Annotated in this window: 14 protein-coding genes; 8 read left to right on the top strand and 6 right to left on the bottom strand. The window is 37.3% G+C overall.

The features are described from left to right. The 5 genes from M0R38_03245 (at nt 1) to M0R38_03265 (ending at nt 5,411) form a co-directional block, all read left to right on the top strand. The gene (locus tag M0R38_03245; GenBank protein ID MCK9480762.1) at nt 1–1,152 is read left to right on the top strand and encodes a glycosyltransferase family 4 protein; all 1,152 of its coding nucleotides are present in this window, start codon (nt 1–3) and stop codon (nt 1,150–1,152) included. Then, nucleotides 1,145–2,179, top strand: a complete 1,035-nt coding sequence (locus tag M0R38_03250) for an ATP-grasp domain-containing protein (protein MCK9480763.1) — start codon at nt 1,145–1,147, stop codon at nt 2,177–2,179. Before M0R38_03245 ends, M0R38_03250 begins: the two co-directional genes overlap by 8 nt. A 74-nt stretch (nt 2,180–2,253) precedes the next feature. Continuing rightward, nucleotides 2,254–3,210, top strand: coding sequence for a DNA/RNA non-specific endonuclease (locus tag M0R38_03255; GenBank protein ID MCK9480764.1), 957 nt, complete (start codon nt 2,254–2,256; stop codon nt 3,208–3,210). Between the two features lie 83 nt (nt 3,211–3,293). Beyond that, nucleotides 3,294–4,502 (top strand): phosphoglycerate kinase, encoded by a 1,209-nt coding sequence (locus M0R38_03260; protein MCK9480765.1) that lies wholly within the window; start codon nt 3,294–3,296, stop codon nt 4,500–4,502. A 12-nt stretch (nt 4,503–4,514) separates the two neighbouring features. Continuing rightward, complete coding sequence (locus M0R38_03265; GenBank protein MCK9480766.1) at nt 4,515–5,411, top strand: class I SAM-dependent methyltransferase; 897 nt, start codon at nt 4,515–4,517, stop codon at nt 5,409–5,411. Between the two features lie 341 nt (nt 5,412–5,752). On the opposite strand, the gene M0R38_03270 is transcribed toward M0R38_03265, so the two are convergent. After that, nucleotides 5,753–6,757 carry an NAD-dependent epimerase/dehydratase family protein gene (locus M0R38_03270; protein MCK9480767.1) on the bottom strand — a complete coding sequence of 335 codons (1,005 nt, stop codon included), beginning with the start codon at nt 6,755–6,757 and terminating at the stop codon, nt 5,753–5,755. Between the two features lie 62 nt (nt 6,758–6,819). On the opposite strand from M0R38_03270, the gene M0R38_03275 reads away from it, so the two are divergent. The 3 genes from M0R38_03275 to M0R38_03285 all read left to right on the top strand — a co-directional run bounded on the left by M0R38_03275 (nt 6,820) and on the right by M0R38_03285 (nt 11,178). After that, on the top strand, nt 6,820–7,890 hold the full coding sequence (locus tag M0R38_03275; GenBank protein ID MCK9480768.1) for a hypothetical protein: 1,071 nt from the start codon (nt 6,820–6,822) through the stop codon (nt 7,888–7,890). Between the two features lie 62 nt (nt 7,891–7,952). Further along, nucleotides 7,953–8,447 carry a lipocalin family protein gene (locus M0R38_03280; GenBank protein MCK9480769.1) on the top strand — a complete coding sequence of 165 codons (495 nt, stop codon included), beginning with the start codon at nt 7,953–7,955 and terminating at the stop codon, nt 8,445–8,447. A 112-nt stretch (nt 8,448–8,559) separates the two neighbouring features. After that, nucleotides 8,560–11,178: a valine--tRNA ligase gene (locus tag M0R38_03285; GenBank protein ID MCK9480770.1), complete on the top strand. Its 2,619-nt coding sequence runs from the start codon at nt 8,560–8,562 to the stop codon at nt 11,176–11,178. 21 nt (nt 11,179–11,199) lie between these two features. Here M0R38_03285 and M0R38_03290 read toward each other — a convergent pair whose 3' ends face one another. The 5 genes from M0R38_03290 to M0R38_03310 form a co-directional block, all read right to left on the bottom strand. Next, a complete protein-coding gene (locus M0R38_03290) occupies nt 11,200–12,483 on the bottom strand; it encodes a PKD domain-containing protein (protein MCK9480771.1) in 1,284 nt (427 codons plus the stop codon). A gap of 93 nt (nt 12,484–12,576) precedes the next feature. Beyond that, nucleotides 12,577–13,764, bottom strand: a complete 1,188-nt coding sequence (locus M0R38_03295; protein ID MCK9480772.1) for a TlpA family protein disulfide reductase — start codon at nt 13,762–13,764, stop codon at nt 12,577–12,579. 145 nt (nt 13,765–13,909) lie between these two features. After that, nucleotides 13,910–14,785: a pirin family protein gene (locus M0R38_03300; protein MCK9480773.1), complete on the bottom strand. Its 876-nt coding sequence runs from the start codon at nt 14,783–14,785 to the stop codon at nt 13,910–13,912. 73 nt (nt 14,786–14,858) lie between these two features. Further along, on the bottom strand, nt 14,859–15,404 hold the full coding sequence (locus M0R38_03305) for a YceI family protein (protein MCK9480774.1): 546 nt from the start codon (nt 15,402–15,404) through the stop codon (nt 14,859–14,861). A gap of 80 nt (nt 15,405–15,484) precedes the next feature. Next, nucleotides 15,485–16,075 carry a Crp/Fnr family transcriptional regulator gene (locus M0R38_03310; protein MCK9480775.1) on the bottom strand — a complete coding sequence of 197 codons (591 nt, stop codon included), beginning with the start codon at nt 16,073–16,075 and terminating at the stop codon, nt 15,485–15,487. Between the last annotated feature and the right edge of the window lie 25 nt (nt 16,076–16,100).

The following is a 16,100-nucleotide window of genomic DNA, read 5'->3' on the forward strand; positions in this document are numbered from 1 at the left end:
ATGAACCTGAATGTGAAACCCGCAATTCTTTCTTTTATTGATTGGTATAAACCTGCATATAAAGCCGGAGGTCCTGTGAGGTCAATGGTGAACCTTGCCGAACTATTACAAGATGATGTTGCATTGTATGTTGTATGTGGAGATAGAGAAATTGATGGACATAAACTCAATGTAGAATTGAATAGTTGGATACATCAAGATACAAATGAACAGGTGTCGTATTGCAAAAAACCTACGTTAGCATTGATTAAAGAATGGGTAAAACAACATCCTAACGGGGTGTTTCATATCAATGGGATTTATTCAGCAAGGTTTTCAATATTGCCGTTATTTCTCTTGAAAACTTTTTTCCCAAACAAGCGTATAGTGGTGTCTCCCCGTGGCATGCTCAATGAAGGAGCTTTGCAAATTAAGCCTTTTAAGAAAAATGCATTCATTGCATTTGCAAGAGGTTTGGGACTTTTCAATAATGTAATTTGGCATACAACTTCGGAGGAGGAGGAACAAAGAATTCGAAAATTTTTCCCAACTGTGAAGCAAATGAAGGTCTTGTCTAATATTCCGATAGCACCTGTAAAGCCTGCAATGCAATGTGAGAAAAATGCCGGTTCCTTGCAAATGTTCGCAGTAACTAGAATTGTGCCTATTAAAAAGCTGGAAACTATTTTGAATGCACTCAAGCGGTACCCGGTACCGGGCAATATTACGTTTGATGTCTTTGGTCCAATAGAAGATCAACGCTATGCTGAAATACTGACTCAATTAGCAACTGAAATACCCAATTTAACCTTTCATTTTAAAGGCGCTGTTGAGCCAAATAAACTTTCTGAATTAAGTACCCATTATCATTTGTTTTGTTTGCCTTCTTCCAATGAAAATTTTGGACATTCCATCTATGAAGCGTTTGCCAATGCCTGCCCCGTGTTGATTTCAGATCAAACACCTTGGAAAAATCTTCAAAATGAAAAAGCCGGATTTGAACTTGCATTAAACAATTTGAAAGGTTTTAGTGATAGAATGACAATGTTTTCAGCAATGACAACAGATGAACTTGAGCAATGGAGGCAAGGCGCATTTGTATTTGCGCAAAAACATTATAACAAAGAGAAATGGATTGCATCATATTTAACTTTATTTGTACCCAATGAATAAAAGCAGCTTAAATATCTTGATAACCGGAGGCGGAGCTCCGGGTGCAGAGGGGATTATACGTTGCTTGCGTGAGATTCCACATGTTCATATAACCGCTTGTGATAAAAATTCGGAAGCTTATGGAAAATACTTGGCGGATGCATTCTTTGTTATTCCCGATGCAGACGAAAGTACTTTCATTCAATCCGTTTTGAGTATTTGTAAGGAAATGCAGATTCAGATTGTATTACCTTTGGTAACAAGAGAACTGATTTATTTTAGCCGAGCTTTAAGTCTTTTTGAAAATGAGTCAGTAAAAGTTCTTGTTTCGAATCTGACTTCGCTAACAATTGCGAACGACAAGGGTTTGCTGTATCAAACCCTTTCAGAAAACGGTATGGTGTCACCTGATTTTAAACGGGTGAAAGATTTTCAAGCAATGAAAACCGCAATCATGCAGTTTGGGTATCCTGATAAAAAAGTGATTGTGAAACCCTGTGTCAGCAATGGATTGCGAGGGTTTAGAATCCTCGACTCCAATATTGATGAATTGGATTTGATGTTGCATTATAAACCTGATGCTCGTTATATTAGCTTGCAACGTTTGGAAGATATTTTTGCACATAATGCTATACCGGATTATCTTGTCAGTGAATATCTGCCTGGTGAAGAATTTACAATTGATGTTCTAGCACAAAATGGCAAAGTGCTTCAAATAATTCCCAGACTGAGACTTGAAACAAGAGGCGGAATTAGCACTAGAGGTGAAATGATTAAACATGCTGAAATTATACATTATGTTACTCAAATCATTGAACTGCTCAACCTCAGTTGGTTGGTTGGTGTTCAGGTGAAAAAAGCCGTTGATGGCATTTTCAAAATATTGGAAATTAATCCAAGAGTACAAGGAACCACTGTGGCTTGTTTGGGTGCAGGTATAAATTTCCCGAGATTGGCGGTAGAGTTGGCTCTGTATGGTGCTTTTGAATACAAAGAGCCTCAATGGGGTACAAAATTCTTTAGACATTGGAATGAAGTCTATTACTGATTTTTTCGTCAGTTGTGGATTAATCGTGTTGTTTGGACTTTGCTTGAGATGTAATCTTGCATTGTGAAAATTCTATGAAAAAGGTTGTTTTCCTATCTGTATTGTTTGTTGTAGTATTTATGTTCCTACTCTTGTTTGCATGCGGACAATTCAGACAAGTACCTGTGAACCCTACATCAATACCGGATGTAAATACAGATTCTTCTGTCATTTCCATAGTGTCACAGGATTTAGAAGAAGTTACACAGGATACAGTGATGGATAATACCACAAATTACCCTGCACATAATCCATATTCATATTACTATTCTACTTTATCTGACTCTTTACTTTTGCATGTAGGAAGTGGAATTCCGTATGATTCTGATTCAAGTGACGATTTTCTGATTTTTAGATCTCAATACGCGATTTCGTATAATCCGCGTAAAGGTGTGCCTAATTGGGCAAGTTGGTATCTGGATTCAACTTGGTTTGGTCCTGTGAGTAGATTTAAAGGTAATTTTTTGACTGATTTTTCTTTGCCTGATTCGGTATATAAGGTTACACATAAGTATTACACAAATACCGGTTTTGATAGGGGGCATTTGGTACAAAGTCATCAACGAACCAGGAATTATGAAGATAATAAATCGACTTTTTACATGACCAATGTTTTTCCGCAGACACCGGATTTGAACAGAGGTGTTTCGTTAAAGTTTGAAAATTTCTGTGAAACCTTATGTAAAGACAGTGGATATCGCCTTTTTATCATTGCCGGAGGTGTTTATCACCAAAATCTCACATTGAAAGATTCCGGTTTAGTTGCTATTCCTGATTCCTGTTATAAAATTGTACTTGTTACTTCAAATGTGAACAAAACGATTGATTCAACTGCTCATGTCTATGCTGTGATGATGCCAAATATTGATGGTGTCAGAAATGACGATTGGAAACAGTATCAAACAACTGTTAAACAAATTGAGAACAGTACAGGGTACAATTTCTTTGACCGCTTGTCAACGGAATTGCAATCTTTTCTTGAAGGAGAGTGATTTGGAGAAATATTTACCTTTTAAAGGTTGATTCATAGATGGTAAATAATTTTTATTTTCGTGCACTTCTATAATAAAACATAATGCAGACAGTAGATCAATTCAATTTTAACAACGAAAAAGTTTTAATGCGTGTGGATTTTAATGTTCCACTCAACGATAATATGGATATAGTGGATGATTCGCGTATAAGAGCGGCTGTTCCTACTATTCAAAAGGTGTTGCACGATGGTGGAGCACTGATTTTAATGTCTCATCTTGGGCGACCCAAAGAAGGTACCGAGGATAGATTTTCATTAAAACATCTAATAGCTCGGATTGCAGAATTGACGGGGGCTAAAGTGTTATTTGCCAATGACTGTATTGGTGCAGAAGCAATTCAGAAGGCAGAGGAGTTGCAAGCAGGGGGAATTCTATTGCTTGAAAATCTGCGTTTTCACAAGGCAGAAACAAAAGGAGATATTGATTTTGCACATAAGTTAGCACAATTAGGGACATTTTATGTCAATGATGCTTTCGGAACAGCACATCGTGCGCACGCTTCTACCGCAATTATTGCACAATTTTTTTCTCACAAAAAATGCTTTGGTTTTTTAATGGCAAATGAAATCTCCAATGCACAAAAAGTATTGTCAAATCCTCAGAAGCCTTTTACTGCAATAGTTGGAGGAGCTAAGGTGTCAGATAAGTTGCTCATCATTGAAAATTTAATGAATCTGGCGCAAAATATTTTAATAGGAGGAGGAATGGCATTTACATTTGCCAAAGCACAAGGTGGCAAAATAGGCAATTCGCTGTGTGAAGATGACAGGATTGACCTTTGCAAAGAATTGATTCACAAAGCAAAATCAAAAGGAGTGAATCTTGTTTTACCTGTGGATAGCATAGTTGCAGATAAATTTGCGCCTGATGCTAACTCTGCACAGGCTTCCAATGACAATATTCCGGACGGTTGGATGGGATTAGATATTGGTGAAAAGAGTATGCTTGAGTTCTGCTCCATTATTGAAAAGTCTAAGACTGTTTTATGGAACGGACCGATGGGCGTGTTTGAGATGGATAAATTTAGCAAAGGCACTCAGAAAGTTGCAGAGGCGTTAGCGACTGCCACAAAACAAGGTGCTTTTACATTGATTGGAGGCGGAGATAGTGCTGCGGCAATTCACAAATTCGGATTGGCAAATCAGGTGAGCTATGTAAGTACCGGTGGTGGGGCATTATTGGAATATTTTGAAGGTAAAGAACTACCTGGTATTGTTGCTATTGAAGGAAGTTCTTCAATTAATGCGTAATATATTTTGATTTTGACACCGGCTATAACACTTGGATTTCCTGATTCTTCATGGAAGGAATATCGTTTGATTGATTGTGGAAATAAGTGCAAAATTGAGCAATTTGGTCAATATATACTGATTCGTCCTGAGCCTCAAGCCATTTGGAAACCTCAATTAGATATGGCAGTTTGGTACAAAATGGCACATGCTGAATTTGTACGTAAACCTGATTTTAAACAAAATCAATTGAAGGAGCATGAAATAGAAGGTGGATGGAAGATACTAAAAAAAATGTCTGAGAACTGGACTATGAACGTTACATCCGGGCAAAACAAGATTAAGATTCAACTACGAATGACCGGGTTCGGGCATGTTGGAGTTTTTCCTGAACAAAGTGCAAATTGGGATTTTTTGACTAATCAAATTCAGAAAGGACAAAAGGTACTTAATTTATTTGCATACACAGGAGTTGCTTCTGTTGCAGCATCTATGGCAGGAGGCTTGGTTACACATATTGATTCAGTTAAAAATGTTGTGAATTGGGGGCGCGAGAATGCCGAAAGTAACAACATTAATAATATCCGATGGATAATAGAAGATGCCTTTAAGTTTGCTGCTCGCGAAGTAAGCAGAGGGAGTAAATACGATTGTATAGTGTTGGATCCGCCTGCTTATGGAAGAGGTCCAAAAGGGGAGAAGTGGATTTTAGAAGAAAAGTTAGACGAACTGATGACAATGGTCAAGGCTATATTAACACCACACGGAAAATTGATTTTAAACCTTTATTCATTAGGATACTCACCATTGTTGTGCTTTAGTATGTTATTGACACATTTTCCCAAAAGAAAGATTGAAGTTGGAGAGTTGTGTATTCAGTCAGAAAGCGGTCAATTCTTACCTTTGAGTGTATATGGACGGTTGGTGTAGGCGTTGAAATAGTAATAAGGTCAACAAATGAGCAGTCAATAAAGATAATTGCTGCAAAACAAAAGGATATTCACCAAGTGCTTATTTAAGCACCGGCTGCACGTTGTTCAAAACCCCTATCTGTTATACGTTGCGGTTTCTGAACTCCTTTTCGTTCTTTGTTGATCGGTTGTATTTCAGGTTTGTATGCCATAATACTATTGAATTTATTTTTGATAACTCAAATTGTGTACCAGTTTACTTTCTCAAAAGACACAAATCTTTTTGAATTAGTTGCTTCCATTTGTTAATTATTTTTAAACATTCGTTTACTTATACGTACATTGCTCAAATGCAATGGTTTAATACTGTTTAAACTCCTGCGTAATCCTTTTTATTGTTTGTTCTTTTGGAGTAAAATTGAAATTTATCTGGTTTATTACTTTGTCTGCATAATAATAATATTTGCTCATTGAATTTGTAATTGTCTCAGGGGTTACAAATTCCGTTCGTAATCCTATTTTGGCGAATACATTTAAAAATAAAACTGCCAATTTTCCCATCCATCTTTTTACTTCAAATTTTGGTGGTTTTTTGCCCATTGCTTCAGCAATTGAAAAGAACAATTCTTTGTAGGAAATATTAAATCCAACCAACACGAATCTCTCTCCCTTGATATCACTTTCCCCCAACTGAATGCTAGCTTTTGCTACATCAATAATGTCAACATATCCGTTCACACCTTGGGTGTAAAATGAGAAACCCTTTGCGATTTTCTTGAACAAAGACGCAGAGCCTCTGTCAGGGTTGCCAAATCCAAGAATAAATCCCGGATTTACGACCACTACCTCTAATCCTTCTTCTTGTCCTCTCCACACTTCAAGTTCGCCCAAGAATTTACTCTTTGCGTAGTTAGAATTGAGTTTTGAATCTTCCCATTCAGCGGTTTCATCTATCTGTTCGTTGTTCTTTTTTCTGGATAATGCTGCAATGGAACTGATATAGCAGAGTTTCCTGACCTTGGTACTAAGACACACATTGACTAAATTAGCCGTTCCTGTTACATTTGTATGAAAGAGATTTTCTGCTTCATCTTTTTTAAATGTTACAACAGCTGCACAATGATAAACAAGTTCAACTCCTTGAAGCGCATGTTCGAGACTATGGATGTCTCCCAAATCGCCTTCAACCCATTCAAGTTGTTCGGCAATCACTTTGTCTGATAATCCACAACTCTTGGCAATACGGTGAAACCAAACGGTAGATGTTTGTTTACGTTTCAATGCACGCACTTTGTGTCCTTGTGATAGTAGATGGCAGGTGATGTAACTGCCCACCATCCCCGTTGCTCCTGTAACTAAACGCATTGTTGAAAATATTCTGTTTTTGTGTGCTGCAAATTGAAGAATATTGGACACAAATAAACCCAATGATAGAGAATTTTTTTCAACCACTTTCAACGAAGTTTCCCAAAACAAGTAAAACGCTTGGTAGTATTGGTGCTTCAGTTGCTAAATCGGAGGACATAGCTGACGATGCAGTCGTTATCTTTTCAATCGGAGATGAATTTGTTGAAGTCAGAAAGTCATTTTATCAACTCGGAAATCATTTTACTAATACAGTTATTGTTGATTTAGGGATGTTTAGAAGCACTACTTCACACAAGAATAATCAAGCCGGGCTGAAAGAAGTCTTATATTACCTATATGAAAAACGAGCTAAAGTGTTAATTCTGAGTTCAGATTCCAATGTTGCATTGGCGCAATGGCAAGTTGAAAGAGAGTTTCAAACTCCCGTTGATGCAGCAATGGTTGTGCGTTCTTTTGATTCTCCTTGTGCGGATTATTTATTTGAATACTGGAAACAGCAAGATGAAAAAGACCATTTGTTTCATTTGTCTATCATTGGTTTTCAATCATATTTTAATACAATGACCAGTTATGATGAATTGAACCAAGTGTTTTATGATAATATGAGATTAGGTGAGTTTAGGGCAAATCCACATGCGGTAGAAACGCTGTTGAGAGAATCCGATTTTGCTTGTTTTGATTTAAATTCGCTTAAATTTTCAGACTTTACAGCGCAAACAAATCCTTGTCCAAATGGGTTTTATAGCGAAGAAGCATGTTTAATTAGTCGTTATGCAGGCATATCTAACAAATTGAATACATTTTCGTTGTTAGAATCCAACCCCAAGCAACTTAAAGGTACAAATGCTGCTTTATTGGCTCAAATGATGTGGTATTTTGTAGATGGCGTGGAAAATAGATATCATGATATCCCTGATCCTAAAAACACGAACTTTCATTTAATTCACTGCCCATTGGAAAATTCCCCCATTCCTGAAATTCTGTTTATTAGGAGCTTGGTTAGCAATAGGTTATGGATGCAAGTTCCTTTAGGTAAAAATGCACGTTGGACAGGTTGTACAGAGGAAGAATTTTCCATCGCTTCGCAGGGTGAAATACCTGAAAAGTGGTTTAGAGCGATTGGTTTCTAAACAAAATGCTTCTATTTGATTAAATATTTCTATCTTTGCTCACTAAAAATTAATTTAATATTATGAAACACACATTAACACTGATGGTAATGGCTATGGTTGTAGCCTTTACAGCTTGCAAAAAAGATAAAAAGGACAATAACTCAGGAGGCGGTACAACAGTTACTGCACAACTTGAAGGCATTACCTGGAAATTGACCAATCCCGAAGATTTGTTTGGAGGCGAATTGGATACAACAGGTGGTGCTTCTGTTACGATTAACATGACGCTTACTTTTAAAAAATTTAATACCGGTGCAGACTCTGTTTACACATATACTTCTTTTACTATTACTATGCCCGGGTTGCCTCCAATGAATGATGAAGAGACAACCGTTGGTACTTATGTTAAGGATGGAAATAAACTGACTATCACTGATGAAGATGGAGAATCAGGCGAAGCAACCATTCTTGAATTAACTACAACAAAACTGAATTTAGAAGTTGAAGTAGATGATGAGGATGATAATGGCGATCCAATCACAAGAAAAGTGGTGTTAAAGTTTGTAAAATCATAATATTACAAGATGTTATTTAAGCCGCCTTATGAATTAAGGCGGCTTTTTTTTGCCCATATTTATTGAAGATAGCCATATTTTCTTCACTCACTATTGTTAAATTCGCAGCCTTATGGAGAGCAAGCATTACAGTCCGGCAGAAGTAGAAAGCAAGTGGTATGCCTATTGGTTGGAAAAAGAATATTTTAAATCTGTGCCCGATGACCGAGAGCCTTATACTATTGTGATACCCCCACCAAATGTTACCGGAGTGCTTCACATGGGTCACATGTTGAATAACACTATTCAGGATGTTTTGATTAGGAAAGCCAGAATGGAAGGTAAAAATGCTTGTTGGGTTCCAGGCACTGACCATGCATCTATTGCAACAGAGGCAAAGGTTGTGAATATGCTCAAAGAACGAGGAGTGTCGAAACAAGATATTTCCAGAGAAGAATTTTTAAAACATGCTTGGGAATGGAAAGAAAAATATGGCGGTATTATCCTTGAACAGCTTAAAAAATTAGGAGCCAGTTGCGATTGGAGTCGTAGTAGATTTACAATGGAGGATGAACTTAGCAAGGCTGTAATTCATGTTTTTGTGGATTTGTATAATAAAGGACTGATTTATCGAGATACCAAGATGGTGAATTGGGATCCCGAAGGAAAAACTACCTTGAGTGACGAGGAAGTTATTTATAAGGAAAATAATGCGGCACTTTATTATATCCGTTATCAAATTGCCGATACACAAGATGCTGTAGTCATTGCAACAACCAGACCTGAAACATTGTTGGGCGATACTGCAGTGTGTGTAAATCCTGAAGATAAGCGTTACCAGCACTTAATTGGTAAGAAATTGATAGTGCCACTTACAAATAGAACAGTACCACTTATTGCAGATGAATATGTTGATTTAGAATTTGGTACAGGTTGTTTAAAGGTTACACCTGCGCACGATATCAATGATTATCTTTTGGGTAAGAAACACAATCTTGACAGTATTGAAGTCTTGGATGAGAGTGGTAGAATCAAATATGAGGGATTACCTTATCATGGTTTGGACAGATTTGAAGCCCGAAAGGAAGTAATAAAAGAGTTAAAAACACAAGGTTTATTAGTTGAAACAAAAAACATTGTCAATAGTATTGGGCATAGCGAAAGAACCGGTTCTGTTATTGAGCCGCGAATCAGTACTCAGTGGTTTTTGGACATGCAACAGTTTATGCAACGAAATCCGCAAGTATTAGATGATATCTTGAATAATGAAATTGCATTTTTCCCTGAAAAGTTCAAAAACACTTACCGCCATTGGATTGAAAATATTAAGGATTGGAATATCAGCCGTCAATTGTGGTGGGGACACAGAATTCCTGCTTGGTATGATGATGAAGGCAATTTTGTCGTTGCGGAAACAGAACAAGATGCTCAAAAATCTTATTTAGATAAATTTGGCAAAAGTGCTGTATTGAAACAAGACGAAGATGTGTTGGATACTTGGTTTTCTTCTTGGTTGTGGCCCATCTCTGTCTTTAATGGTTTTGAGCCAAACAGCAAGGATTTTGAATATTACTATCCTACAAATGACTTAGTTACCGGACCGGATATTATCTTCTTTTGGGTAGCAAGGATGGTAATGGCAGGATATGAATTTAAAGGAAAGAAACCTTTCCATAATGTATATTTTACAGGGATTGTACGCGATAAATTAAGACGTAAAATGTCTAAGTCCTTAGGGAATAGCCCAGACCCTTTAGAACTCATTCAGCAATACGGTGCTGACGGAACACGTATTGGGATTTTGCTTTCTGCCCCTGCCGGTAATGATGTGCTATTTGATGAAAGTCTTGTGGAACAAGGTAGAAATTTCTGTAATAAAGTATGGAATGCTTTCAAATTGGTGGACTCTTGGGAACTATCTGATTCAGTTTCGCAAGCAGTGAAAGATTCAAACCGTATAGCAAAGGAATGGTTTGAAGCGAATTATCAAAATGCCGTTGCTGAGACTCATCAAGCATTTGAACAATACAGACTTTCTGATGCACTCATGACTTTGTACAAGTTGACTTGGGATGATTTCTGTTCGCAGTATTTAGAAATGATTAAACCTAAGTATGGGGAAGGAGTGGATGCTGAAACGAAAAACAATACCCTTGTGTTGTTTAGTAATATTCTCAAATTGTTACATCCTTTCATGCCTTTTATTACGGAAGAGTTGTATCATGCGCTGAATAATGGAGCACCGCCAACAGATATCATTGTCAGCGAATACCCTCAATCTGAGAAAATAACCAAGGTTATAGACAACAGACCTTTGCAACTTATTACTGAAATTAGGAATTTGAGAAACAGTAAGGGGATAGCTGCCAAAGAACCACTGAATATTTTTATCCATGCTGACAATGTTGCGGTATATCAAGAGTTTGCGCTTATTATCCAGAAGCTTGCCGGAGTGAGCCAAATCAATTATAAGGATTCTTTCCCTGCTCAAGCAGTTGTGTTTTTAGTCAATAAAGATGAAGTTGCTGTGTCAATGGATGGAATTCTTGATGTTCAAGAAGAAATGAAGAATTTGCAAAAAGAGATAGATTATTTGCAAGGTTTCCTCAAATCTGTTCAGGCTAAACTTTCCAACGAACGCTTTGTGGCTAATGCTAAAGCAGATATTGTTGAAAGAGAGAGGCAGAAACAAGCAGACGCTGAAAGTAAATTGCAAAGTCTTGCAGAGGCATTGCAGAAGTTTAAGCAATAGTACTCTCAATACTGAGAATACTTAGTCCACTTTTGTAATTCTGTAAGGTTGATTGTGCACCCAAATCCAATAGATACCGGGAGCTAATACGCTCAAGTTGATAGTGGATTGATACGATTGATTTAAAGATTGTTGGAATACCACCTTGCCATACATATCGCTTATCCTAATGTCTGCAAGAGGAGAGGTTCCGACAATAGTGAGTTCGTGTATAATTGGGTTAGGAAAAATAGAAACAGCCGTAGCTGTATTTAAAGTTGAGATCCCTAAAGAGCCTGTGGTGTCTTCATTTTCTAATTCAATCAATGCATTGGTAAATGCAGTGTCTGAGTTTCCGCATTGATCTAAAGCGATTAAACGAATGGTGTAATTGCCACTTTTGTTGTATATGTATGTCGGTTCTTTTTGCATACTTGTGTCATTGTTGCCAAAGTCCCAAAGAAATGTGGAGGCATTTGTTGAACCGTTAATAAAAGTAAGGCTTGAATCAAGTTGCATGAAAGAGAAAAGTGCATTCGGTTTAAGTTGAAATCTGTACCAATAATCAAGGCTATCATAAGCAACCTCAGCGGCAACAGCTTTGATTGTAGCTGCTTGATCAGGAGTTAATCCCGAATTGAAGTCAGAGTTTACTGGGTTTTTCTTGAACATGAAGCTGTAAAAAGTACAAGCACCTGCAAATGAGCCGGCAACACTTGGATGGCTCTCGTCTCCTGAATACAATTCAATTCCGGGATGATGTAAGCGAAGTGCTCTCCACACTTTTGCAACCGGTGAAATTACGCCATTTGTCATTGCTGCCATATTGCTATATCGCAATTGTAACAGATTATCCATGCCTTCATATGTGCAAATGGGCGGAAAATAAGGACAGTTGCCCGCATCGCCATTCTTTCTGCCCCAAGTCATATAAAACAACGTTTGAGCACAAGGATTTGAAACATGTATTAAACTATCTAAATAGATAGCATAAGGATAAACCGATTGACTTACTTCGTCATCAGAAAATGCAGGTAGTTGGCTCTGTTCTTGTAATATTACAAAATCCCATCCACCCTGCGCAATTAGGTTAAGACTTGTTGAATTGGTTGAATGTCCCCACAGGGTCTGACCTCCTGGAGTGTTGGAACTATATATTAATGTGTCGCCATTCGTGCTTGCTAAATTAGCTATGAGTGCCGGTAAATTATTGACTTGGGTGTAACTATTGCCCAAAAATAAAGCTCGGATTGTCTTTGCATGGCTTGGAATAACAGAAAGAAGGAGCAGTGTAATTGCTAAAAAAAAATGCTTGTTGTAATTCATAACTCTGACTAAAGATATAATTAGCAGTGTTTTAGTTGCCTCTTGTTTGTATGTTCTCGGTAAGCCATAGTTATTCATCTATCAAAAGGGTTCTTATTTCCCCTTCATCAGTTTGCCGATTTCGGCTTCTAATTCTTCTTTATATTTTTCAAAAAGAATTCCTGTTGCGGGTCCATTAAAGCCGGTGTGTATTTCTTTGATTTTCCCTTTCTTGTCAATCAAGAATGAGCTTGGATAAATTCCTGAGAAATCTATCATCGGAAACTTACTGTTCACATTGTCTTTGCTGACTTTCCCGCCAATCAAAAACTGTGTTTTTATTTGTTTTCTGTTTTTAAATCCTTGCACACGTCTTTGTTGCTCTGCTTCGCTGTCAGCATACTCAAAAGCAACTGCGATAATTTGGAGGTTCGGAAATTTTTGTTGCAATAGCTGAAAATAGTCTATTTCATCCACACAATTGGGACACCAAGTACCAAATATGGTAACAATGGTAACTTTGTCTTTGGTGAGATTGCTAAAGTTCTGCAATTCACCGTTTTCATCTTTCAAATTCAGATTGAACTGCAAGTTGTTTTTCTTTTTTGTAATCATGTCCAAAGCAGGCAATTCAAACTTTGCATCTCTTTCTGCAACAAACTTGGTAGTACTGGAGTTGGTGGTCAGCATGTTGCCTATAAGTCGCCCTTGTTCTAATGTACCTGAGATTTGAAAAATAGAGTTACCCATAAATGTACTCACATAAAATTTATTATCATGCACCTCTCCTTCTAAATACCTGTAATCTCCAGACTTGGTGCGCATAGTTCCGGTGAGTTTGTTGTTGTTCTGTTCAAATTGAAAGATGGCATTATAAGAACGGTCAGGGAGTTGCACTGTTACTTTCCATTTTCCTGCAAAATCTTGGCTTGTATTCTGAGTACTGCTCTTGCTTGCCGGTAATTTTGATGCAATGAATTCACGTTTTCTTGCTATCGTACTTTCATGATTAATCCAATATCCGTTGAGCACATCGCTGTTGAGGTTTGTGAACACAATTTCAGCATTGTAATTGATAAAATGAAAATATGCAGAATCATGTTGAACAGAAAATGGAGTTAATTCAATGGTTTCTTGTGCATTAATAATCTGCAAAACCTTTTGATTAGACTTTTCAATAAAAGCTATTCTGAAAGGCAGCCAATCTCCCGCATCATTTTGGATAGACAGTTCATAGTTTCCAAGTGGTTGAGACATGGCAACGATAGGAGAGAGGAGTATGAGCAACAGTATTTTTCTCATTTACATTCAAATCTAATTCGTGCAAAGTTGCACAATGTGTGAAAACCAACCTACTACTTTAATCTGATTATCGCTGAAAAGCATCATATTTTCAATAATATGCTCATGATACACAGGAAAGGAATGTAAAGGTCGCACTATCTCATTATGCTAACACTCCAAATTTCCCATTATTGAAATCATCAATTGCTTCAATAATTTCATTTCTTGTATTCATTACAAAAGGACCATGAGCCGCAATAGGCTCGCGTAGTGGTTTGCCGGCTAAAATCAATACAACGGCATCCTCTAATGCTTCAATTTCAAAAGAATCTTCGTCTGTGTCAAACAAAACAAAGTGATCAGTAGGGGCTGTTTCAGTACCGTTTACAAGAATACTTCCTTCAATAACCAAAGCAGCTGTTGTATAAAAGTTTGGAAAAGTAAAGGTTGCTTTACCTCCTTTTTTCAATTTTGCATTTTGCAATTCAACAGGAGAAAAGGTTTGGGCAGCACCCTCAGTCCCTTGATAGTTGCCGGCAATAACCTCGATTGTTCCTGCATTATTAGGCAATACAAATTGTTTGATTTGTTCTTTTGCAATGCTTTGGTATTTTGGAGCTTGTTTTTTATTTTCGGCAGATAAGTTTACCCAGAGTTGCACCATTTGGAATTCTCCGCCTTGTTTGCTGAATCCTTCTTCATGAAATTCTTTATGTAAAATGCCCGAGCCGGCAGTCATCCATTGCACATCACCTTCTCCGATAATACCACCGCCACCGCTGTTGTCATTGTGTCTTATTTTGCCTTTATAGGCAATTGTAACTGTCTCAAAACCTTTGTGAGGGTGAGTGCCAACCCCTTTAGGAGTTTCAGAAGGAGGGAAGTAGAATTTTGAATTGTAATCCAAAACCAAAAACGGATCCATGCGTTGCATATCCAATCTGAATCCTCCCGGAATAAAATTGTGAACTCTAAATCCGTCACCTACATAATGAGGTGCAGGAGGAGATACTATGATTTCTATACTTCTATGTTTCATATTGCTAAGTTTTTTTTTTGACAAAGGCGCGATGAAACGCACCACGCCTTTGAAAAGTGTAAGTGGAAAATGATTATTTGTTTTTAATGATTTCTGCGTCAATATTGATTTTGACATCATCGCTTACAACAAGTCCGCCCGCTTCTAAAACAGCATTCCAATTTAAGCCAAACTCTTGTCTGTTAATTGTTCCGCTAATAGTGAACCCTGCTCTTTCGTTGCCGTAAGGATCGTTTACGATACCTCCGAATTCTGCATCAAGGGTAACTTCTTTGCTGATGCCTCTGATTGTTAAATTACCAATGATTTGAAATTGATCTTCATTGATTTTGTTAACTCGGGTACTCTCAAAATGTAAGTGTGTGTGGGTTTCTGCATCAAAGAAATCAGAGCTCTTAAGGTGTCCGTCTCTTTGTTCGTTATTTGTAAAAACTGAAGCAGCTTCAATATCGACTTTTACTTGTGCTGTAGCAAAGTCATTGCCTTGCGTTGTTATATCAACATTGAAATTCTGAAACTTACCTTTTACATTGCTCACTACCATGTGACGAACTTTAAATCCGATTTCACTGTGTGCCGGGTCAATTGACCATTTTGATTGAATTGCTGTGTTACTCATAATGATTATAATTTTGTTTTAATTTCTTGGTGCAAAGTTAGACAAGCACAAATTGGCAGACATTGATGTATGTTAAGAAATTAAATAAGAGTACGATGAGTTGCCATTTCTTTTCTTACACGACTCAGACTTTCGGCTGTAATTCCTAAATAGGAAGCAATCATCCATTGCGGAACACGTTGAGTCAAATCGGGATATAGTCTCAAAAATTCAATATATCTGTCTTGAGCGTTTGCACCAATCAACATATTTACTCTGTCTTGCAAATGTCTGATGTGGTTTTGCAGTAGATAATCATTATAAGTTCTAAATTCGGGACTAATGTTGTTTGCATCTTCAAAATATTGAGGGTCAAGCACGCTTAATACAGAATCTTCGATGGCGTCAATAAAGTACTCAGACTTTTGTCCGAAATAGATGCTGCTTCTATCGCTTACAAACCAGTCTTCGGGCGCAAATTGAATAATATGCTCTTTGCCTTTTCCATCTATGGAATACATGCGCAACAATCCTGATTCTACAAAGAAAGTGTGTTTACATAGTTCATCTTTCATCAGCAATATTTTCCCTTTTTTTACAGTCCTATTGCTCAAACAACCTGAACATAATTTTTCTAAATGTTCTGGTCGTACTAATGCTTTATCGCGTAGATAATCATGAAAGCGGCTCATTGGACAGAAGAATTAAATTAGATTA

Source organism: Bacteroidia bacterium (genome assembly GCA_023228875.1).
Lineage (GTDB): Bacteria > Bacteroidota > Bacteroidia > NS11-12g > UBA955 > JALOAG01.